Origin of the sequence: Streptomyces sp. G5(2025) (assembly GCF_049542075.1) — a bacterium.
Classification (GTDB): Bacteria; Actinomycetota; Actinomycetes; order Streptomycetales; family Streptomycetaceae; genus Streptomyces.
Genome location: NZ_JBMUZT010000006.1, coordinates 3036185 through 3056854 on the forward strand (window position 1 = coordinate 3036185; position 20670 = coordinate 3056854).

Annotated in this window: 21 protein-coding genes; 12 read left to right on the top strand and 9 right to left on the bottom strand. The window is 69.3% G+C overall.

What is annotated here, in order from left to right:
- Nucleotides 1–113 precede the first annotated feature (113 nt).
- From ACOBQB_RS24470 to ACOBQB_RS24480, 3 genes are all read left to right on the top strand, one after another.
- The gene (locus ACOBQB_RS24470; RefSeq protein WP_423594265.1) at nt 114–1352 is read left to right on the top strand and encodes an LCP family protein; all 1239 of its coding nucleotides are present in this window, start codon (nt 114–116) and stop codon (nt 1350–1352) included.
- A 226-nt stretch (nt 1353–1578) separates the two neighbouring features.
- Entirely contained in the window at nt 1579–3327 is a 1749-nt protein-coding gene (locus tag ACOBQB_RS24475) for an LCP family protein (RefSeq protein WP_423594266.1), read from the top strand.
- Between the two features lie 86 nt (nt 3328–3413).
- Nucleotides 3414–5075 (top strand): LCP family protein, encoded by a 1662-nt coding sequence (locus tag ACOBQB_RS24480; protein ID WP_423594267.1) that lies wholly within the window; start codon nt 3414–3416, stop codon nt 5073–5075.
- 62 nt (nt 5076–5137) lie between these two features.
- Here ACOBQB_RS24480 and ACOBQB_RS24485 read toward each other — a convergent pair whose 3' ends face one another.
- Nucleotides 5138–6175: a glycosyltransferase family 2 protein gene (locus tag ACOBQB_RS24485; RefSeq protein WP_423594268.1), complete on the bottom strand. Its 1038-nt coding sequence runs from the start codon at nt 6173–6175 to the stop codon at nt 5138–5140.
- A 215-nt stretch (nt 6176–6390) separates the two neighbouring features.
- On the opposite strand from ACOBQB_RS24485, the gene ACOBQB_RS24490 reads away from it, so the two are divergent.
- Nucleotides 6391–7875: an LCP family protein gene (locus ACOBQB_RS24490; RefSeq protein WP_423594269.1), complete on the top strand. Its 1485-nt coding sequence runs from the start codon at nt 6391–6393 to the stop codon at nt 7873–7875.
- A 24-nt stretch (nt 7876–7899) separates the two neighbouring features.
- Here ACOBQB_RS24490 and ACOBQB_RS24495 read toward each other — a convergent pair whose 3' ends face one another.
- Complete coding sequence (locus tag ACOBQB_RS24495) at nt 7900–8448, bottom strand: acyl-CoA thioesterase (protein WP_423594270.1); 549 nt, start codon at nt 8446–8448, stop codon at nt 7900–7902.
- Between the two features lie 129 nt (nt 8449–8577).
- Between ACOBQB_RS24495 and ACOBQB_RS24500 the strand changes: the two genes are divergently transcribed.
- Both ACOBQB_RS24500 and ACOBQB_RS24505 read left to right on the top strand, forming a co-directional pair.
- Nucleotides 8578–9921, top strand: a complete 1344-nt coding sequence (locus ACOBQB_RS24500) for an LCP family protein (RefSeq protein WP_423594271.1) — start codon at nt 8578–8580, stop codon at nt 9919–9921.
- A gap of 151 nt (nt 9922–10072) precedes the next feature.
- Nucleotides 10073–11215 (top strand): dipeptidase, encoded by a 1143-nt coding sequence (locus tag ACOBQB_RS24505; protein WP_423594272.1) that lies wholly within the window; start codon nt 10073–10075, stop codon nt 11213–11215.
- A 45-nt stretch (nt 11216–11260) separates the two neighbouring features.
- Here the strand turns inward: ACOBQB_RS24505 and ACOBQB_RS24510 are convergent, their stop codons facing one another.
- Nucleotides 11261–11671: a VOC family protein gene (locus ACOBQB_RS24510; RefSeq protein WP_423594273.1), complete on the bottom strand. Its 411-nt coding sequence runs from the start codon at nt 11669–11671 to the stop codon at nt 11261–11263.
- A 43-nt stretch (nt 11672–11714) separates the two neighbouring features.
- Nucleotides 11715–12077 (bottom strand): VOC family protein, encoded by a 363-nt coding sequence (locus ACOBQB_RS24515; RefSeq protein ID WP_423594274.1) that lies wholly within the window; start codon nt 12075–12077, stop codon nt 11715–11717.
- Nucleotides 12078–12167: 90 nt separating this feature from the next.
- On the opposite strand from ACOBQB_RS24515, the gene ACOBQB_RS24520 reads away from it, so the two are divergent.
- Nucleotides 12168–12692: a CGNR zinc finger domain-containing protein gene (locus ACOBQB_RS24520; RefSeq protein WP_423594275.1), complete on the top strand. Its 525-nt coding sequence runs from the start codon at nt 12168–12170 to the stop codon at nt 12690–12692.
- 25 nt (nt 12693–12717) lie between these two features.
- Here the strand turns inward: ACOBQB_RS24520 and ACOBQB_RS24525 are convergent, their stop codons facing one another.
- Complete coding sequence (locus ACOBQB_RS24525; RefSeq protein WP_423594276.1) at nt 12718–14061, bottom strand: UDP-glucose dehydrogenase family protein; 1344 nt, start codon at nt 14059–14061, stop codon at nt 12718–12720.
- Nucleotides 14062–14248: 187 nt separating this feature from the next.
- Between ACOBQB_RS24525 and ACOBQB_RS24530 the strand changes: the two genes are divergently transcribed.
- Nucleotides 14249–15421, top strand: a complete 1173-nt coding sequence (locus ACOBQB_RS24530; protein ID WP_423594277.1) for an acyl-CoA dehydrogenase family protein — start codon at nt 14249–14251, stop codon at nt 15419–15421.
- Nucleotides 15422–15712: 291 nt separating this feature from the next.
- Here the strand turns inward: ACOBQB_RS24530 and ACOBQB_RS24535 are convergent, their stop codons facing one another.
- Complete coding sequence (locus ACOBQB_RS24535; protein ID WP_423594278.1) at nt 15713–16801, bottom strand: tyrosine-type recombinase/integrase; 1089 nt, start codon at nt 16799–16801, stop codon at nt 15713–15715.
- 129 nt (nt 16802–16930) lie between these two features.
- On the opposite strand from ACOBQB_RS24535, the gene ACOBQB_RS24540 reads away from it, so the two are divergent.
- The 4 genes from ACOBQB_RS24540 to ACOBQB_RS24555 all read left to right on the top strand — a co-directional run bounded on the left by ACOBQB_RS24540 (nt 16931) and on the right by ACOBQB_RS24555 (nt 19214).
- Nucleotides 16931–17482 (top strand): hypothetical protein, encoded by a 552-nt coding sequence (locus ACOBQB_RS24540; protein WP_423594279.1) that lies wholly within the window; start codon nt 16931–16933, stop codon nt 17480–17482.
- Between the two features lie 84 nt (nt 17483–17566).
- Nucleotides 17567–17725 (top strand): helix-turn-helix domain-containing protein, encoded by a 159-nt coding sequence (locus tag ACOBQB_RS24545; protein ID WP_423598726.1) that lies wholly within the window; start codon nt 17567–17569, stop codon nt 17723–17725.
- Nucleotides 17722–18249, top strand: a complete 528-nt coding sequence (locus ACOBQB_RS24550) for a hypothetical protein (protein WP_423594280.1) — start codon at nt 17722–17724, stop codon at nt 18247–18249. Before ACOBQB_RS24545 ends, ACOBQB_RS24550 begins: the two co-directional genes overlap by 4 nt.
- 179 nt (nt 18250–18428) lie before the next feature.
- Nucleotides 18429–19214 (top strand): hypothetical protein, encoded by a 786-nt coding sequence (locus tag ACOBQB_RS24555; RefSeq protein WP_423594281.1) that lies wholly within the window; start codon nt 18429–18431, stop codon nt 19212–19214.
- 299 nt (nt 19215–19513) lie between these two features.
- On the opposite strand, the gene ACOBQB_RS24560 is transcribed toward ACOBQB_RS24555, so the two are convergent.
- The 3 genes from ACOBQB_RS24560 to ACOBQB_RS24570 form a co-directional block, all read right to left on the bottom strand.
- The gene (locus ACOBQB_RS24560) at nt 19514–19987 is read right to left on the bottom strand and encodes a hypothetical protein (protein ID WP_423594283.1); all 474 of its coding nucleotides are present in this window, start codon (nt 19985–19987) and stop codon (nt 19514–19516) included.
- 92 nt (nt 19988–20079) lie between these two features.
- On the bottom strand, nt 20080–20310 hold the full coding sequence (locus tag ACOBQB_RS24565) for a DUF397 domain-containing protein (RefSeq protein ID WP_423594285.1): 231 nt from the start codon (nt 20308–20310) through the stop codon (nt 20080–20082).
- Between the two features lie 37 nt (nt 20311–20347).
- On the bottom strand, nt 20348–20662 hold the full coding sequence (locus ACOBQB_RS24570; RefSeq protein WP_423594286.1) for a hypothetical protein: 315 nt from the start codon (nt 20660–20662) through the stop codon (nt 20348–20350).
- Between the last annotated feature and the right edge of the window lie 8 nt (nt 20663–20670).

Sequence of the window (20670 nt, forward strand, 5' to 3'; positions counted from 1 at the left end):
TCACTCGTTCGGCCTACGTGGGGTACGGACCCAGAGGCCCCCGGCGGCGTGGCGGGCCATGGTCGTAAGGGACGTAGCACGCACCGACGCAGCCGTGAGGGGTGGACGTACACGTGACCGACACCGCGGGCGCGCCTTTGGAGCCCAAGGCCACGTACGGACCCGGGACGGGGGCGAGCCCCACCGGGGAGGGCGCGGTGCGCCGACGGCACCGGTGGCTGCGCGGTGCGGCGCTCGGGACCGCCGTGCTGGTGCTCGGGGCGGGCGGCGCGGGGTGGGCGGCGTATCAGAAGCTCAACGGCAACATCACGAAGGACACCGACGCCGCCGCCGAGCTCGCCCGCTACGACAGGGAGCGGCCGGCGCCGCTGGTGCACGACGCGCAGAACATCCTGCTGATCGGCTCCGACACGCGGGCCGGAGACAACCGCAAGTACGGCAGGGACCGCGGCACGCAGCGTTCGGACACCACGATCCTGCTGCACCTGGCCGCCGACCGGCAGAGCGCGACCGCCGTGTCGATCCCCCGTGACCTGATGGTGGACGTCCCCGGCTGCCGCCGCCCGGACGGCTCGCGGACCCGGGCCCAGTTCGCCCAGTTCAACTCGGCTTTCGAGGTGGGCGGGACGGCCTGCACGATCCGTACCGTCGAGAAGCTCACGAGGATCCGCGTCGACCACCACATGGTCGTGGACTTCGCGGGGTTCAAGGACATGGTCGACGCGGTCGACGGGGTGGAGGTGTGCATCAAGGCCCCGATCGACGACGCCGACGCGCATGTGCGGCTCGTCCCCGGCCCGCAGACCCTCGACGGCGAACAGGCGCTGGGTTACGTGCGCGCCCGCAAGAGCCTCGGCAACGGCAGCGACACCGAGCGGATGGACCGCCAGCAGGAATTCCTCGGCGCGCTCGTCAACAAGGTGCAGAGCAACGACGTCCTGCTGAACCCGGCGAAGCTCTATCCCGTCCTCGACGCGGCGACCTCGTCGCTGACCACCGACCCGGCGCTCGCCAGCCTGCGCGGTCTGTACGAACTGGTGCGCGGCATGCGCAACATCCCCACGGAACGGGTTCAGTTCCTCACCGTCCCACGGCGGTCGTACACCTACGACGCGAACCGCGACGAGCTCGTCGAACCGGCGGCGGAGCAGCTCTTCACGCGCCTGCGCACCGACAGCCCGGTCGCGGTGGTCCCCGAGCGGCCCGAGAAGCCCCGGGAGACGGGGCCGAGTCAGGAGCAGGCGTATTCCGGTTCCGGGGACGGCGACGGGAAGCCCGACGATCCTTCTCATACGCCCTCTCCCGCGCCGACATTCCGGGGCAACACGGCGGCGGGAGCGGCCTGCGAGTAAAACGATGCGCAAAGGAAGCCGGCCTTCCGCTGAGAAATTGGGTGGATTGCCCAGTTGTAGGGGAGTGGAATTTGTCACCGGCGTCGTCCGGCGCTGAACTGGGCGGATAGTGTGAGCGATCCGGTGCGCCGGGCCCTGAAGGCCACGCACCGCTGGAACGACTGACCGAGCGCCTTCTTGAGGGGGATGAGGCGCCGCGTGGCCCCGACGGAGGACGCAAACAACCGTGGACGCGCAAGGCCGTGGGCGGGCGGAGAACATCGACCCCGCAGACCAGTGGGTGCTCAACCCGGACACCGGTGATTACGAGCTGCGACTGAGCCCTTCCACAGGGCAAGGACCCTCGACGGTCCCCGGACCACGCAGGGCTGCGTCCCGCCAGGCAGGCCGAGGCCGCTCCGCGCCGGGGCGCGACCGCCAGCGCCCGCGGCCGGGCGAGCGCGAGGAGCGCCGCGAGGTGCCGGGCCAGCGCAGGCGCCGGGTCAAGGAGCCGGAGCCGACCGGCGGCAGGCGCAAGCAGAAGCCGAAGAAGTCCGCGGGCAAGAAGGCCCTGGTGTGGACCGGCGGCACGCTGGCGTTCCTGCTCGTCACGGGCTGCGTCGGCGGTTACCTGTACTACCAGCACCTCAACGACAACATCACGTCGATCAACGACGACGGCGCGGGCACCGGCGGCTTCAGCAAGGACCGGGCCATCAACATCCTGGTCGTCGGCACCGACAAGCGCAGCGGTGACGGCAACAAGGGCTACGGCGACGAGGGCAGCGCAGGCCACGCGGACACCACGATCCTGCTGCACGTCTCCAAGGACCGTACGAACGCGACCGCGCTGAGCATCCCGCGCGACATGATCACGGACATCCCGGACTGCCCCACCACGATGGAGGACGGCAGCAAGAAGACGATCCAGGGCACGAAGAACGCCCGCTTCAACGAGAGCCTCGGCCAGAGCGACCGCACACCGAGCTGCACGATGCGCACGGTCACGAAGATCACGGGGATAAAGCTCGACCACTTCATGGTGGCCGACTTCAACGCGGTCAAGACGCTCTCCAGCGCCGTGGGCGGTGTGGACGTCTGTCTCGCCAAGGACATCGACGACCCCAAGTCGCATCTGAAGCTGCCCAAGGGCGAGCACACGATCGAAGGCGAGAAGGCGCTCGCGTTCGTGCGCACCCGGCACGCGGTGGGCAACGGCGGCGACCTGAGCCGGATCGAGTTGCAGCAGCAGTTCCTCAGCTCGCTGATGCGCAAGCTGAAGTCGAGCGACACCCTCACCAGCCCGACGAAGATGTTCGACCTGGCCGAGGCCGGCACCAAGGCCCTCACCGTCGACTCCAGGATCGCGAACATCATGAAGCTGCGTGACCTCGGCATGGAGCTCGGCAAGCTCGACATGAAGAACCTGACCTTCGCCACGGTGCCGGTCGTCGACAACCCGAACGAGAAGGTCCACACCACGGTCGTGCTCAACCCGGCCAAGGCCGACCCGCTCTTCGCGATGATGCGGGCCGACCAGTCGCTGACCGAGGTGAAGAAGAGGGAGAAGAGGGAGAAGGCCGCGGTGGCCGCCCGCCTCAAGGGCCGCAAGGCCGACGCCTCCGACGTACGGGTCGACATCTTCAACGGCAGCGGCAAGACCGGCGCCGCTCAGACCACTCTCACGTGGTTGCAGAACACCGAGGGCGTACTCAAGTCCAGCCAGCAGGGGAACGCGCCCTCGGTCATCAAGAAGACGACCCTGGAGTACGGTCCGGACCAGGCGGACCAGGCCCGTCGGCTCGCCGACATCATGGGGCTGCCCGCCGCAGCCCTGAAGCCGGGCAAGAGCGAGAAGAACGCACAGGGACTCCCTGCCATGAAGCTGACGCTCGGCGGCGACTTCGCGGGCGCGGGGGTGCCCATCGCCCCGCCGAAGAAGGCTCCGGAAGGGATCCAGAAGGTCGAAGCCGACAAGACTGTGTGTGCCAAGTGACCTGAAGCGGTCGTTTCGCGTCTAACAACGCGCCAAGGCGCCGCGGTGCGGCCGCAGTTCGGGAACGGGGCGGGGAGGGGCTGGGGATGAGGCAGAACAGCGTGCGTAAGGAGGGGGCGCGGTCACGCGCCCCGCACGCGAGTGATCACGGCGGGGACGACAGCTCGAAGGAGCCGTCGCCGGACGCCGCCGTGCCCGCCAGGGACAGCGGACGGCCCCCCGGCCACCGGCGCCGGCGCGGCTCGGGCGGCAGGGGCGCCCCGCCGCGCCGCAAGCGCCGCGTCCTGCGCTGGTCGGCGACGGTCCTGTCGGTCCTGATACTGGGCACGGCCGGCGCCGGCTACCTCTACTACCAGCACCTCAACGCCAACCTGGAGACGGACGACCTGAACCTCGGCGAGCACCGGGCCCCCGAGCCCACGCCCAACGCCGCCGGACAGACGCCGCTGAACATCCTGCTGATCGGCTCCGACGCGCGGGACTCCAAGGAGAACCAGAAGCTCGGCGGCGCCAAGGACACCTTCGGCGCACCGCCGCTCGCCGACGTGCAGATGCTGCTCCACCTCTCGGCCGACCGCAGCAACATGTCGGTGATCAGCATGCCGCGGGACACACTGCTCCAGATCCCCAAGTGCACGAACCCCGATGACGGCAAGGTCTACCCCGAGTCCGGCCCGCGCACCATGACGAACGAGTCCCTGGGCCGTGGCGGCCCCGGCTGCACCGTCGCCACCTGGGAGAAGCTCACCAACATCCACATCGACCACTACATCATGGTCGACTTCGCGGGTGTGGTCTCCATGGCGGACGCCGTCGGCGGCGTACCGGTCTGCGTCGACAAGAACATCCACTCGCGCGACAGCCGGGGCAAGGGCTCGGGCCTGAAGTTGAAGAAGGGCACCACGGAGATCCAGGGCGAGCAGGCCCTGCAGTGGCTGCGCACCCGCTACGGCTTCGAGGACGGCACGGACATAGGCCGTGCCAAGGCCCAGCACATGTATATGAACGCGCTGGTCCGCAAGCTCCGCGAGAACACCGGCCTGACCAGCCCGAACCAGTTGCGCAAGCTCGCCGACAAGGCGACGAGGGCGCTGAACGTCGACACGGGCCTGGGCACCCTGAAGAAGCTGTACGACCTCGGCAACGAGCTCAAGAAGGTCTCGCCCTCGCGTACGACGATGACGACCATGCCGTTCGACTACGTGGGCGCGCGCGTCGTCCCCAAGCCCGGCGACGCGGAGCAGCTCTTCCGCCTGGTCCGCGACGACATCCCGCTGGACGGCAAGGGCGGGAAGAAGCCGGCCAAGGAGAAGGCGTCCGACGACCCGGCCGCCGCGGACGACGAGATCGCGGTCCAGGTGCAGAACGGCACGCGCACCGTCACCGAGCCGGCGGCCACCGGCCGGGCGAGCGCGGTGGCGCAGATCCTGGCCGCGAAGGGCTTCAAGAAGGCGACGCCGGACATGACGACGGCGCTCACCGAGGGCAAGACGGTCGTCCGCTATCCGAGCGTCGACCTGGAGGGCGATGCCCAGCGGGTCGCCAAGTCGCTGGGGCTGCCGCTCAGTTCGGCGAAGAAGTCGACGGACGTCTCCGGGGTGACGCTGGTCGTCGGCGCCGACTGGCGCGAGGGCGACGCACCGCCCAAGCACAAGAAGAAGGACGACAAGACGCCGGACTCCGCGGACGCGCTCAGCGGCTCCGACAAGAAGGCGTGCATGAAGGTGAACCCCGAGTTCACCTGGTAGCCGCCCCGTACGCGCGAAGAGGCCCGGCGCACTGCCGGGCCCCTTCGCGCGTACGGCTCTGCTCAGGCCTCCTGGGTCTCCCCCAGGACGGCCGGACGGCGCGAGGCGATGACCCTCTTGGCCAGCGAGCGGGGACTGGTGAGGAAGCCCCAGCCCCACGACATGTGCATGGTCGCGAGCGCCAACGGTATCTGGAGGCGGGCCTTCAGCGGCAGGCCCTTGCCCGCGGGGACGGAGCCCGCGACGATCGCCGCGAGGTAGCCGCCGGGGATCACGAAGCCCCACGGCGTGAGCACCGCGCCGGCCACGATGCCCGCCGCGATCGCGCAGACCGCGGTCGGCGGGGCGAGGTAGCGGAGGTTGATGGAGCCCTCGTGGTAGCGGGCGACGACGTGGCGCCAGCGGCCGTAGTCCTTGTACTGCTTGGCGAGGGCCTTCAGGCTCGGCCGCGGGCGGTACGACACCTTCAGCTCGGGCGAGAACCAGATCAGGCCGCCCGCCTCGCGGATGCGGAAGTTCAGCTCCCAGTCCTGGGCGCGGATGAACTCCTCGTTGTACCCGCCCTGTTGCTCCAGGGCCTCGCGGCGGAAGACGCCGAGGTAGACCGTCTCGGCCTGCTGCGGCGCGCCGCCGGTGTGGAAGGCGGCGTTGCCCACGCCGATCCTCGACGTCATGGCGGCGGCGACCGCGTGCTCCCAGTCGCTCTGGCCCTCGGCGTGCATGATGCCGCCGACGTTCATCGCGCCGGTCTCCTCCAGGAGGCGGACGGCGGTCGTGATGTAGCCCGGCGAGAGCGCGGCGTGACCGTCCACGCGCACCACTATCGGGTGACGTGAGGCCTTGATCGCGGCGTTCAGCGCCGCGGGCGTGCGACCCGTGGGGTTGGGCACCGTGTGCACCCGCGCGTCCTCGCGGACCAGCTCCGCGGCGATCTCGTCCGTGCGGTCGGTGGAGGGGCCGAGCGCGACCACGACCTCCATCTCGCCCGCGTACTCCTGACGCAGGATCGCGTGGACGGCCTCGCGCAGATGCCGCTCCTCGTTGAGGACGGGCATGATCACGGACACGGCGGGAGGCAGTGCCTCAGACTTCGCGTTCATCACGCGCCACGTTACCGCGAATGGGGGACACGGACGCGCGCCGTCCGGGTCGCTACCCCGGGCCGCATTTCGTATGGGCTTACGTTTCTCGGGTCCCCCGGATCCGTCGCCCGTCGCCCGTTGCTCGTTGCCCGTTGCCCGTTGCTCGTTGCCCGTTGCCCGTAGCCTGTCGCCCGCTCCGAGCCAGGTCCGTCTCCGCGGAGGTGTTCCCCCACGTGCCCGCACCGCCCCGCTCCCCCGCTTCCGCGCCGCGCCGCCCCGATCCGCAGGGCCGCAGACCGTCCGCAGGCAGGCCGGGCGGGCGGGCCGGGCGGCGGCCGCGCTGGGCCATGCGGATGGCGACCGCGTGCTCCGTGGCGGTGCTCGTCGCGGCCGGTATCGGGCACTCCGTGGTCACCGGTCTCGACACCGGGATCAAGCGGGTCGACGCCTTCAGGGACATGAAGAACCGGCCCGCTTCGGGCAACGGCATGAACGTGCTGCTCGTCGGCACCGACGGCCGCGACAAGATCACCCCTGAGGAGAAGGCGAAATACCGCCTCGGCGGCGCGCCCTGCCACTGCACGGACACGATCATGATCGTGCACATCTCGGAGGACCGGGACCGGGCCAGCGTCGTGAGCCTGCCGCGCGACTCCTACGCCGAGCTGCCCGCGCACACCGACCAGATCAGCGGCAAGCAGCACCGCGCGCACCCGGGCAAGATCAACGCGGCGTACGCGGAGGGCGGGCCGAACCTCACGGTGCGGACCGTCGAGCACATGACGAAGGTCAAGATCGACCACTATCTGGAGGTCGACTTCACCAGCTTCATCAAGACCGTGGACGTCCTCGGCGGCGTGGAGATCTGCACGTCGCGCCCGCTCCAGGACGCGAACACGGGCCTGAACCTCGCGGTCGGCACGCACGCCATGAACGGCGGCGAGGCGCTCCAGTACGTGCGGTCGCGGTACGTCGACGGGGCCTCCGACCTCGGCCGGATGAAGCGACAGCAGCGGTTCCTCGCGGCGCTCATCGCGAAGGCGACCAGCAGCGGTGTCCTACTGAATCCGGTCAAGTTCCGCGACGTGACGCAGACGCTGCTCGGCTCGGTCCGGGCGGACAAGGGCTTCGGCACGAGCGACATGCTGGACCTCGGCCGGGCGATGCGGGGCTTCTCGCCGTCGTCCTCGGAGTTCACGACCGTGCCGCTCAGCCCTCAGGGACAGACCCTGCCGGGCATCGGCGCGACGCTGAAGTGGCACCCGACGAAGTCGCGGAAGCTGTTCGACGCGCTGCGCGAGGACCGGCCGCTGGCCCCGCACCGCAACAGGTCCAGGGTCGCCCTGGTGGACGTCTCGCCCCAGCAGATCCAGGTGCAGGTGGACAACGGCACGGCGATTCCGGGGCTGGGCAAGCGCGTCGACACCGCGCTGCGGGGCACCGGCTTCCGCACGACGGGCCTGCCGGGCAACCTGCCGACCGCGCGGACGGCGCCGGCCGCCCGGACCGTCGTCGCCTACGACCCCCGCTGGGACCGCTCCGCGAAGTCCCTCGCGACGGCCCTGCCGGGCTGCGAGATGCGCACGGTCGACGGCCAGGGGGCGGTGCTGAAGGTGATCGCGGGGGCGGACTTCAAGACGGTGCGGCCGGTGCGGGCGGAGGACGAACTGGAGGGTGAGTTCGGGGCGGTCACCGGGGACCAGGTCGTCTGCCCCTGAGCGGCACCGTGCCGCGGAGGGGCGTCAGTCGTCGAAGCCCTCCGCCGCGCGCGCCTCCCGCAGTTCCTTGATCGCGCGGCGCCGGGCGAGGCGGTGCGTGCGGCGGATCTGGGCCTCCTGGTGACGGCGGCGGTCGCGGTCGGTCTCCGGGAGGACCGGCGGGACCGTGCGGGGCTTGCCGTCGGCGTCGACCGCGGCGAACACGAGGTAGGCGGAGCCGACCTGCTGGGCGGGCGTCGACTCGTTCCACCGCTCGGCCAGGACCCGGACGCCGACCTCCATCGAACTGCGTCCGGTCCAGTTGACCTGGGCCTTCACATGAACGAGGTCTCCTACTCTGACCGGCTCCAGGAAGACCATCTCGTCCATGGACGCGGTGACGGCGGGCCCGCCCGAGTGGCGTCCGGCGACGGCCCCCGCCGCGTCGTCCACGAGTTTCATGATCACGCCGCCGTGCACCGTGCCGAGGAGGTTGGTGTCGTTGTGGGTCATGATGTGGCTGAGCGTGGTGCGGGACGCCGAGGTCGGCTTGCCCGCTATGTCGGCTTCCGAACGGGGGGCCTGATCTGTCATGCCCTCCACCCTATGCCGGACGTATGAGCGAGCCGCCCCCGGCCGCTTTGCATCAGCTCTGCAACAGCCCTGGCTCGAAATCCCGACCGCCCTGTAAGCCGCGCGCCCGCGCACTGCACACTGGGCCACATGAGCGATTGGCCAGACGATCAGGCGGGCGGCCGTGGCTACGGCCGCGGCAGCGGGAACCCCCAGCCCGACGGCGCCCGCGTGATGCGGCACGTCCAGCGCGGCGGTCCCGGCCGCCCCGCAGGACCGCCGCCGGGCGGTGTGCCGCAGCAGCCCGCGTACGACGACGGGTACGGCGACCGGCGCGGGGACGGACAGCCGTACGGCGACGCCCGCGACGAGGTCTTCGAGCCGCGCACCCCGCGCCAGGGCGCCCACGGCCAGAGCTACGACAGCGGCTACAACACGGGGCAGGTCTACGGCCAGCCCGCGGGCGCGGGCCAGGGCGGCGGCGCCGGACGCCCGCCGCGCGGCCCGCGCCCCGCGCCGAACTGGCGGCGCCGCATCAAGATCGGTTCGATCACCCTCGTATCCGTGCTGCTGGTGACGTCTGTCGCGACGTACTTCTGGGCGGACGGCAAGCTCAAGCGCGAGGTCGACCTCTCCAAGGTCATCGAGCGGCCCGAGGGCGGCGCGGGCACGAACTACCTGATCGTGGGCTCCGACAGCCGCGAGGGCATGTCCGACGAGGACAAGAAGCGGCTCCACACCGGCTCGGCCGAGGGCAAGCGCACGGACTCGATGATGATCCTGCACGTCGCGGACGACGGCGGGAACACGATGATCTCGCTGCCCCGCGACTCGAACGTCACGATCCCCTCCTTCAAGGGCGCGGAGTCCGGGAAGCTCTACCCCAACCAGGGCCGCCAGGTGAAGCTGAACGCCGCGTACGCGGAGGACGGCCCCGAGCTGCTCGTGCGGACCGTCGAGTACAACACCGGCCTGCGCATCGACCACTACGCCGAGATCGGCTTCGGCGGCTTCGCGAAGATCGTGGACGCGGTCGGCGGCGTCGAGATGGACATTCCCAAGGGCTTCAAGGACAAGAAGTCCGGCGCCGACTTCGAGGCGGGCAAGCAGACGCTCAACGGCGAGCAGGCCCTCGCCTTCGTCCGCACCCGCTACGCGCTGCCGGGCAGCGACCTGGACCGCACGAAGAACCAGCAGAAGTTCCTCGCGGCCCTCGCCGACCAGGCGGCGACGCCGGGGACCGTCATGAACCCCTTCAAGCTCTACCCCACCATGGGCGCGGGCCTGGACACCTTGATCGTCGACAAGGACATGGGCCTGATGGACGTGGCGTCCATGTTCTGGGCGATGAAGGGCGTCACCGGCGGCGACGGCAAGTCGATGAACATGCCGATCGCGGGCACCGCGGGCGGGAACCTGCTCTGGGACAAGGCGAAGGTCAAGCAGCTCGTCAACCAGCTGAACAACGACGACAAGGTCACGGTCTCCGGCTGACCCGGCTGACCCGGCTGACCCGGCCGGCCCTGCGGAAGGGACGTAGGCCGGGCGCGGCCCCGTCCCCCGAACGGCCCGCCCGGCGGGAAAGCCCGCCCCCGGCATGCCACGGTGGTCCCGAACTGCCACCGCCGACGTCCGGAGCCCTGCCATGGCAGACCTGCAGGACGAGACCAACGCCACCGCCGAGGCGGGGGAGCTCGACCAGTCCCCCGCCCGGCCCGACCCCCTCGCCGAGCCGCTTCCCGAGCGGGAGCCCGGCCACGACCCCGAGGCGGCCGAGGCCGCCGACCCGCTGGAGCGGGCGCAGGCCGTGCTCGCCGCACACCCCGTAGCCGACGGGTACAGCGGTCTGCCGGGGACCTTGCGCGACCTGCCCTGGTACGACTTCGAGACGGGCGACAGCGGCCTGGAGAGCGATCTGCCGCGGCTGCGCTCGGGCCGGGTCGGGGCGCAGTTGTGGTCCGTGCACGTGCCCGAGCGGCTCGGCACCGACCAGGTCGTACGGTCCACCCTCGAACAGATCGACCTGGTGAAACACGTCGTCGGTACGCACCCCGAGTGGCTGCGGCTCGCCCGCGACGCCTCGGAGGCCACCGACGCCCGCAACTGCGGCCGCATCGCCACGCTGATCGGCCCCGCCCGCGGCACCGCGCTCGGCGACTCGCTGGGCACCCTGCGCGGGCTGCACAACCTGGGGCTGTGCGCGGTGACCCTCTGCGGTACGTCGTGGGCGGGCGCCGACGGACTGACCGCGTTCGGTGAGGAGGTCGTACGCGAGATGAACCGGCTCGGCATCCTCGCGGACCTCTCCGGCGCGTCCGAGGCGACCGTGCGGCGGGTCCTCGCCATCTCCAAGGCGCCGGTGATCTTCACCCGCTCCGGGGCCCGTGCCCTGCACGACCACCCGGACAACCTCTCGGACGAGCTGCTCGCGGAGGTGGGCGAGCTCAAGGGGCTGTGCATGGTGCCGCTGGCCGCCGACCGCACGGGTCCTTCGCTGCGCGAGGCGGCGGACCACCTCGATCACGTGCGGCGGGTCGCGGGGCCGGAGTGCGTCGGCATCTCGGGGATGTACGACACCCCTGAGGCGCACCCGGAGGGCCTCCCCGACCCGTCGGGCTATCCGGAGCTGATCGCGGAGCTCCTGGAACGCGGCTGGTCCGAGTCCGACGTGGCGCTGCTCACCTGGGGCAACTTCCAACGGGCCCTGCGCGGCGCGGACTTCACGGCCCGGGCCACGCGGGAGCGCAGGACGGCCTCGACCGCGCGGATAGAGCGTCTGGACGGCTGATCCGGAACGGGGCCGGGGCCGGCCCCGTCGTCCGTCACGGTCACGTCAGGGGATCTTGCAGAGGCAGAACGGGTGCCCGACCGGGTCGGCGTAGACGCGGAAGTCGCGCTTGCCGCCGTCGTCGTCCAGGTCGAGGGGGCGCGCGCCGAGGGCGAGCACTTTCTCCTCGGCGGCGTCGAGCTCCTCGGTGGTGCGGCCGGCGTCGAGGTCCAGGTGGAGCTGCTGGGCATTGACGTCGGAGCGGGGCCACTCGGGCGGGCGCAGGTCGCTCACCCGCTGGAACGACACCTTGACGCGGCCCGGGGCCACGAGGTCGACCCAGTCGCCGTCCTCCTCCTCGATGGTGCCGCCGATGATCTGGGCGTAGAACTCCGCCAGCTCACGCGGCCGCGGGCAGTCGAGGACGATGTTGCGCAGGCGGGCGACGGGGGCGGTGGTGTCGTGCTGGTCGGTCATGACCCCTCCTTCTCGACAGGATGCCCGGCAGGGCACGGGCGTCTCAGCAGGCGCAGAGGCAGAACGGGTGCCCTGCCGGGTCGGCGTAAACCCGCCAGTTGCGGTCCCGGTCGGCCGCGTCGAGGACCGTGGCGCCGAGGGCGAGGACCTGCTTCTCGGCGGCGTCCATGTCTTCCACTGTGAGATCCAGGTGGAACTGCTGCGACCCGTCGGGCGCGGGCCACTTCGGCGGTACGTGCCCCGGGGCCTTCTGGAAGGCCAGGGGGGTGCCGTCGTACCCCTTGAGGTCGACCCAGGTGTCGTCGGCGGGGGCCGGGGTGCCGCCGATGACCGCGGCGTAGAACTCGGCGAGGGCGAGCGGGTCGGCGCAGTCCAGGACGACGACGCCGAGCTTGGCGAGAGCCATGATTCCTCCGGACGTTCATGGATTACCGGTAGGTTGGTGTAACCGGTAACGGTTACTTCATGCTCCCGCAGAAGGGGTAACGTCGCAACCATGAATGACAGAGCGCCGGCACCGGGAGGGCTCGCGCTGGTCCAGGAGCTGGTGAACACGCTGGACCTGGCGAGCGGCGCGGACGCCCTGGACACCGAGGCCGGGCGTACCGCTTTCGGACTCGCCGCGCGGGACGTGGACGCGGCGCGCGAACTGCGGGAGTCCCTGCGGGCGGCGTGCCTCGCGCACGCCGGACACCCGGCGCACGGGCCGGTACGGGAGCTGAGCGAACTGCTGGCCCACGGGCCGCTGCTGGTGGAGGTGGACGGCGCGACGGGCGCCGCGTCGCTCGTCCCCGCGGACGCCTCGGCGCTCACCGCGCGGGTGGCCTCGGCGATCGCCGAGGCGCTCACCGCCGGGACGTGGCTGCGCCTCAAGGCGTGCGAGGCGGTCACCTGCCACTGGGCGTACTACGACCGCAGCCCGGCGGGCCGGAGCCGGTGGTGTGACATGGGGGTGTGCGGGGCGCGCGCGAAGATGCGGGCGTACCGGGCACGCAAGGCGGCACCCGGCGCATCCACCTAGTGGTGGCTCGGTCTCGGCGTCGGCGTCAGGCCGCGGGCCTGCCCATGGCGCGGTAGGTCCAGCCCGCCGCCCGCCAGGTCTGCGGATCGAGGGCGTTGCGGCCGTCGAGGACGACCGGGGTCGTCGCCACGGAGGCGAGCGCCGCCGGGTCCAGCTCGCGGAACTCGCGCCACTCCGTGAGGTGCAGGACGACGTCGGCGCCGCGTACCGCGTCCGTCGCCGTGTCCGCGTAGCCGAGCGTGGGAAAGAGGCGGCGGGCGTTCGCCATGCCCTTCGGGTCGTACACCGTGACCTGGCCGCCCTGGAGGTGGATCTGCCCGGCGACGTTGAGCGCCGGGGAGTCGCGGACGTCGTCGGAGTCCGGCTTGAACGTGGCGCCGAGCACCGCGACCCGCTTGCCGAGGAAGGAGCCGCCGCCCAGCGCCTCGCGGGCCATCTCGACCATCTGGCCGCGCCGGCGCATGTTGATGGAGTCGATCTCGCGGAGGAACGTCAGCGCCTGGTCCGCGCCCAGCTCACCGGCGCGCGCCATGAACGCGCGGATGTCCTTGGGCAGGCAGCCGCCGCCGAAGCCGATCCCGGCCCGCAGGAACTTCTTGCCGATCCGGTCGTCGTGTCCGAGCGCCTCCGCGAGCTTCACGACGTCGCCGCCCGCGGCCTCGCACACCTCCGCCATGGCGTTGATGAAGGAGATCTTCGTGGCGAGGAAGGAGTTCGCCGAGGTCTTGACCAGCTCCGCCGTCGGGAAGTCGGTGACGACGAAGGGCGAGCCGTCGGCGATCGGCGTCGCGTAGACCTCGCGCAGCAGCTTCTCGGCGCGCTCGCTGCGTACGCCGACCACGATGCGGTCGGGGTGCAGCGTGTCCTGTACGGCGAAGCCCTCCCGCAGGAACTCGGGGTTCCACGCCAGCTCGACCTCGTCGCCCGCCGGGGCCAGCTCGGCGAGGCGGGCGGCGAGCCGGTCCGCGCTGCCGACCGGCACGGTGGACTTGCCGACGACGAGCGACGCCTTGGTGAGGTGCTTGGCGAGGGACTCCAGCGCGGTGTCGACGTACGACATGTCGCAGGCGTACTCGCCGTGCTTCTGCGGGGTGTTCACGCAGATGAAGTGGACGTCGCCGAAGTCCGCCGCCTCCGCCGGGTCCGTCGTGAAGCGCAGCCGCCCGCTGGAGCCCTCGATGCCGGCGACGTGCTTGCGCAGCAGCTCTTCGAGGCCGGGCTCGTACATGGGGACCTCGCCCCGCTGGAGCATGGCGACCTTCTCGGTCACCACGTCGAGACCGAGGACCTCGAAGCCGAGTTCGGCCATGGCCGCGGCGTGCGTGGCGCCGAGATAGCCGGTGCCGATCACGGTGATCTTGAGGGCCATGCGGTGCTCCAGACGGTCTGCGGGGGCTTGCTGCTGCCGTGCGTTGACCGAGCATAGTCGGGCGTATCCAGGCCCCTCACCGGGCACGTTTCCCGCTGTCGCCAAGCTCACGTATCGGTCGTGCGGGTGACACCACTAAAATTTCGGTTACTTAACGGTAATTAGCATCCTTGGAGCGTGAGAGACCTTGGCCGGATCGGCTGATTTCGACCTGTACCGCCCGTCCGAGGAGCACGACATGCTCCGGGACGCGATCCGCTCGATGGCCGAGGCGAAGATCGCGCCGTTCGCCGCCGCCGTGGACGAGGAGGCCCGCTTCCCGCAGGAGGCCCTCGACGCCCTCGTCGCGAACGACCTGCACGCCGTGCACGTACCCGAGAGCTACGGCGGCGCGGGCGCCGACGCCCTGGCGACCGTCATCGTGATCGAGGAAGTGGCCCGCGTCTGCGCCAGCTCCTCCCTCATCCCGGCCGTGAACAAGCTCGGCTCGCTGCCCGTCATCCTCTCCGGCTCCGAGGACCTGAAGAAGAGGTACATGACCCCGCTCGCCAAGGGCGAGGGCATGTTCTCGTACTGCCTGAGCGAGCCGGACGCGGGTTCGGACGCCGCCGGCATGAAGACGAAGGCCGTCCGCGACGGCGACAGCTACGTCCTCAACGGCGTGAAGCGCTGGATCACCAACGCGGGCGTCTCCGAGTACTACACGGTCATGGCCGTCACCGACCCGACCAAGCGCTCGAAGGGCATCAGCGCCTTCGTCGTCGAGAAGTCGGACGAGGGCGTCTCCTTCGGCGCCCCGGAGAGGAAGCTCGGCATCAAGGGCTCCCCCACCCGCGAGGTCTACCTCGACAACGTACGCATCCCCGCCGACCGCATGATCGGCGAGGAGGGCACGGGCTTCGCGACCGCGATGAAGACCCTGGACCACACCCGCGTCACCATCGCGGCGCAGGCCCTCGGCATCGCGCAGGGCGCCCTCGACTACGCCAAGGGCTACGTCCAGGAGCGCAAGCAGTTCGGCAAGCCGATCGCCGACTTCCAGGGCATCCAGTTCATGCTCGCCGACATGGCGATGAAGATCGAGGCCGCGCGCCAGCTGACGTACGCGGCGGCGGCCGTGTCGGAGCGCGTTGCCGCCGGAGGTGGAGAGAGGGGTCTGACCTTCCAGGGCGCGGCCGCCAAGTGCTTCGCCTCGGACGTCGCGATGGAGGTCACCACGGACGCCGTCCAGCTCCTCGGCGGCTACGGCTACACCCGGGACTACCCCGTCGAGCGGATGATGCGCGACGCGAAGATCACGCAGATTTATGAGGGTACGAATCAGGTCCAGCGCATCGTCATGGCAAGGAACCTGCCGTAACTGGGTTTTCGCAGGTCAGCGGCCATTTTCGATGGCTCGCGGGCTGTGATCGGCTTCCGGTCCGTTCGGGTCCGTTTCGGGCCGATCATGGGCGTCATGCTGGGGAAATCCTGGGCTGACGCTGGACGGGAAACCGCCTCTCACCTGCATAAACGCAACGGCCCCCGGCACTCTGCCGGGGGCCGTTCGTATGGGCTCTGTCAGGCGACTTCGGCCTGTGCCTCTGTGGGGTCGTCCGCCCCGGGCGTCAGCATCGTGGCGATGGCCGCCCGCCCGCGCTGCTCGGCTCCCTCAAAGATGTAGTGGTAGTGCTCGCGCAACACGTCCGTACTGCTGTGACCCATCCAGTCGGCCACATACGTTCTCAGGGACGCCCGCGTACAGGAGCCGCGATCCGTAGTAGTGCCGCATGGAGTGTGGCTTGCAGTACGTCACCTCACCCTTGGACAGAGCCACCATCCAGATCTGCCGGTAGAAGTACGACGCGTACAGGTACCCGGTGCGCGACACGTTGGGGAACAACAGGCGCTCCGGCCCCCACACACCGTGGTTCTTGATGTGTCGCCGAAGCTCGAAGGCCACGTTGGGCGGGAGTGGCACCACGCGGCCGGGCTCTTCCTCGTCGCGGGCCTTGATGTGCCGCCGCTGTAGCGCGCTGTTCTTGCCGGGCTCCGTTTCGCCGTCCTCCTCGATCTGGAAGTCAACGCGCAGAACCTCGGCTTTGAAGTCGATCTGATCCCGAGAGACGGCCATGGCCTCACCGATACGAAGCCCGCAACCGGCCATCAGCCACAGCATTGCGCGGTACCGGGGTGGTGCGCCGTCGAGCGCAGCCAGAACTTCCCGCGTTGTGAGCCGTCGTGCCTTGCTCTTGTGCTCGCGGATCTCCTTGGCACGACTGCCCGCATGCTTGATCTTCTTGCACGGGTTGCGGCCGATGATCTCGTTGACAACGGCCCAGTCCATCATCCCGGAGAAGAACGAGAACCGCTGACGCCGCGTCCGTGCGGACAGCTTGCGGTCCGTCTCCATCCACAAGAGCCACTGCTCAATGTCCGCCACCTTCAGGGACACGATCGAGCGCGCCTTGAAGAACGGCTCAATGGTCGTGTTCAGGATCGAGCGGTACTGCTTCTTGGTGCTGTTCTCCAGCTTCCTTTGATTGGTCCACTGCTCCCAGACAGCCGTCACAGGCTGCTTCCCCAACCGGTCGTCCAGGTAGGTCCCGGCGTCTAGCTCCTGCTCCTTGCGCTTCCGGTGGTCGTCGGCGCGCTTCTTGGTCTCGAACGACTTCTGACGCTGCTTGCCGTCAGGGTCATACCAGAAGGTCGTCCACTTCTTCGCGTCGTCTTTCGAGCGCGCTACCCATGCCCTTGCCACGTCTGAGCTGGCCTTTCTCGTTCTGGAGCCCGCCCCCCGCTGTGGCTAGCCCCTCCATCCTCAGAATGCACACGGACCACCATGGGTTGTCTACACAGGGTGGACCACCGTGTGTGGTACAGTTGAGCTGTGATGACAGATGAGAGCGGGTTCGAGATCACCCAGCACCAGGGCGCGTGGAACATCCACATGTGGTGGCCAAGCGGCCCGGTGACAGGCGGGCCGCAACGCATCACCATCGAGAAGGCGGAGGAAGCGCTGCCACGCGATGTGGCGCGCGGTATTTCCACCACCGTGCTCCGCAGGCTTGACCTCGCGGCAGCGGTCAAGGCAGCCGAAGAGGCAGCCCCAAGCCTCGAAGAGGGAGCGCGAGAGATCACACAGACGATCGAGGAGGCAGGGGTAACGGCCAAACGGCTACTCGATCTGGGAGGGGTCTCCGCCCCATACCTCGTGACGCTGTCAGCCGTCTACGTGCAGATGGCCGCCATTGGGGCACGTCGCCCGGTTGATTGGCTTGCACGGCTGATTGAGCGTCGGCCAGAGACGGTCCGCGACCACCTGAAGAAGGCACGCCGCGATGGCTTCCTCACCGCAGTGGCAGGAAAAGCCGGTGGGGAACTGACCGACAAGGCCAAGGCTGTGTTCGACTCCGGATTCACGGCCAAGCCAGACGCGTAACCACACTGCCATTAATAAGCATGACCATAGCCCCCGAGGCCCCTCGGGGGTTTTCTTTTCCATGGAGCTTATGTGACCAAGCTGATGACCGTTGACGACGTTGCCGAGTACCTAAACGTTCCCGATCACTGGGTCTACTCGAATTGGAAGCGGCGAGGGATTCCATTCCGGAAGGTGGGGCAGTCGCTTCGGTGTCGCCCTTCGGACCTGGATCGCTGGCTGGACGCGCAGGGGGCCGAGTGAGCTACCGATTCGCCAAGGTCTACCGGCCCGAGCATTCGCACCCGGCCATCGGAAACGCCGTGCTGCACCTGGAAATGCGTATGTGGCTGCTCGCCCTGGACCGTATGCAGCGCGGCGGGCACGCCCCCTTGGGCTCCGGTGAGCTGCAACTGATCCTGGCCAATGAGAAGGGGGAGTCGTACAGTCCCGGCCGCTACCGGCAGGCTCGTTGCAACCTGATCAAGGCGGGGATGCTGGCGCCTACGGCGTCAGCGCGATGCCTGCTGATTCCATCCACTGTGGCGGCGATGGACGCGCCGTCGAAGAAGCGGCGGGAGGAGTGCGCTACGCACGGGCACAACATTCCGTGGGACGGCGAGCACGGCGATTGGATGTTCAGCGCGCCCGGCGAGGCTGAGCGTTGGGAGGCGGAGTGCGACAACATCGCCAAGGGCGGGAGCCCGTTTCCCTCCGGGGCCTGGGCGCATGGCGTGCGGATGCGGGCGGAGCGGGGCGTTAACGAAACCGTGGCCTCGGCCGCTTGACACCAAGGGCGAGTCCTACGCCCCTTCTTAAATAGGAAGAGGCACAGGAAGTACGCGACCCCGCCATGGTGCTGCACTGCCACGTCACGCCCTCCGACTGGTCCAAGCACGTGGGCGAGTCGGAAGCGGCTGGAGGCTCGTACAACCGCATCCTGCCCTTCCTCCTCGGGTCAGTCCCGATGCTGGACGACGACCGCGTAAGCCTGCCGAAGGTGGACGGCTCCGAACTGTCCGACGCTTACGGATGGGCCACCGCCCGCCCCCGCGTGATCACCCTCTCCGAGGACGCACGACCCTTGTGGCGCATCGTTCGCCGGTACGCCCGCATCCTGGGTGAGACGCTTCCGGAGGCTCAGGCCGTTTTCATCGAGCGGACCGCAGAGCAGACGCTCAGGGTGGCCGCCTGCCTCGCGGCCTCCGAGTGCTCCGAGACCATCACGGACGAGATCCTGACGGCCGCCTTCACTCTGGTACGCCGCTCCGTCCAGGACGCCGTACGCATCGCCGCGGGCCAGTCCAATGACCGGCAACGCCGCCCCTCATTGGCGAGGGCATCGCTCGCAGACAAGGTCCGCGCCCGGATCGAACTGCACGGCGGTCGGGCCACGTCGTCTCAGGTGCTCCCGTACGTGGGGGCGTCAGCCGCTGAGGTCAAGGAACTGCCCGGAATCATCGTGACGGTGGACCGCTCGGGTAAGACAGGCCGACCGGCCACCGTTTTCACGATCCGCAGTAACAGTTCCGGTGACGCTGTGCCGCAGCCGGCCTGCGCGGAGCGTGAGCAGAACCAGGACGATTCCCGTCGCTCTGAGGCGTGGCCGGCTGACTCGAAGCGTGATGAGAACCGCGCCACGGTTGTGCAGATGGATGCTTACCGCCCGACGCCCAGGCAGGCCCCGGAGCCCGCGCCCGAACCGAAGCGCCCGGGACCGCTCGACGCCAACCCCTTCCGAGCACTCCTCTAACCAACCAACAAAGTGAGCCCCGGCCCATTTCGGGCCGGGGCTGTTTCGTTGCTTCGGTCCTACTCCGCTCGTTCGACCAGGGCGACCGATGTGCACGGGCGTCGGAACCGGGCGTGCCCCGTTCGGCCGGTATGGCTCATGCACTCCACATCGACGGTCGCGCCGTCCGACGCAGGCTTAGCCTCCCAGGCGCACGTCAGGCACTTCGCCTCGAACGTCGCCCTTGTGTCCGGTTGCTGAGTGATCCGGTGCTTCGCATACCGCAGGATCGAACGGGGCATCGTGGTGCGCTCCCCTCATCAGGTGTGGACAGCAGTCGGGCAGGCAAGGTCCGGTGCGGCACGGTTCGGGGAGCACGTCACCAGAGCTACGGACAGAAATGCGGGCCTCTCCAGGTAGAAGCCGTGAGACACATCCCCACCCCAGCTCAGCCGATCAGCGGCGGAGCAGACCAGTAGTGCCAGCCGTGTGCTGTCGCGATCGGACTCGGAGGCGAACCGGGGCGCGTACTCGGTCAGTTGTTGCCCGAGCCATTCCGCTGCTTCCTTCGGCTCCTCCCAGGTGCCGCGCACGAGCTTCGCGGGCTTGATCAGCCAGTGGGCCGTTTCCAGCGGTGGCAGGTCCACGGTTGGGAACTCCGCCTTCACTTCCTTGTACCTCGCGAACAGCTCCGGCTTATCGGCCGGAGGAGGGTCAGGATGCGGGGGCCGTCTCAGCGCCTCGTCATCGAACCGTTGCTTGGAGCCGGTCCACAGGTAGCCGTGGTGGTGCAACTGTCGTCCCGTCCAGAGCAGGAAGAAGAGGGGCGCCCGACCGGCCCTGTCTCTCGGGGGTGAGCCAGGACCGGGGGCGCCAGGGATGGCCGTCAGGCGGACAGGCCGAAGCGGGCCGGGTCGATACCGGCCGCGTTCAGTTCCTCGGTGGTGAAGCGCAACGGCTCCGCACCGGGCCGCTTGCTGTCGCCCAACGCCCACGCGTGGGGGCCGATCTTCGCCAGCGTGGCGCAGGACTCGCCGTCGGGGTGTGTGTTGCCTCCGCACGCCTTGTGGAACGTGGCGCCGTCGATAGGCAGGCTGTACAGGTCGGTTCCGGGCATGGGTGTGCCTTCCTGTGAGGTCAAAGACGAGACAGACTCAGAGCTGGTACTGATCCGACTTCGACACAAACACGACACCCGGGCCAAGAGCCGTTGCGCTCTCCCGAAAGATCTCGTGCAGTATCGACCTGGAGTTTTCGCGCATCGCGTTGGTCAGGTTGTCGGCCAGTAAGGCCGCCTCGGACGGAAGCAGAATCATTTCCGTGTCTGCCATATGCCGACCGTACTTCGTCAGCCACATAGGGACACGAATGTTCCCATCCTCATCCCGGTGTGCCGGACGGCTTGGGATCGGGTCCATCCGCCAACCCAGCGGGGCCTTCTGACGGTCCTTCTTCGGTTCGGTCGGCATGAGTACAT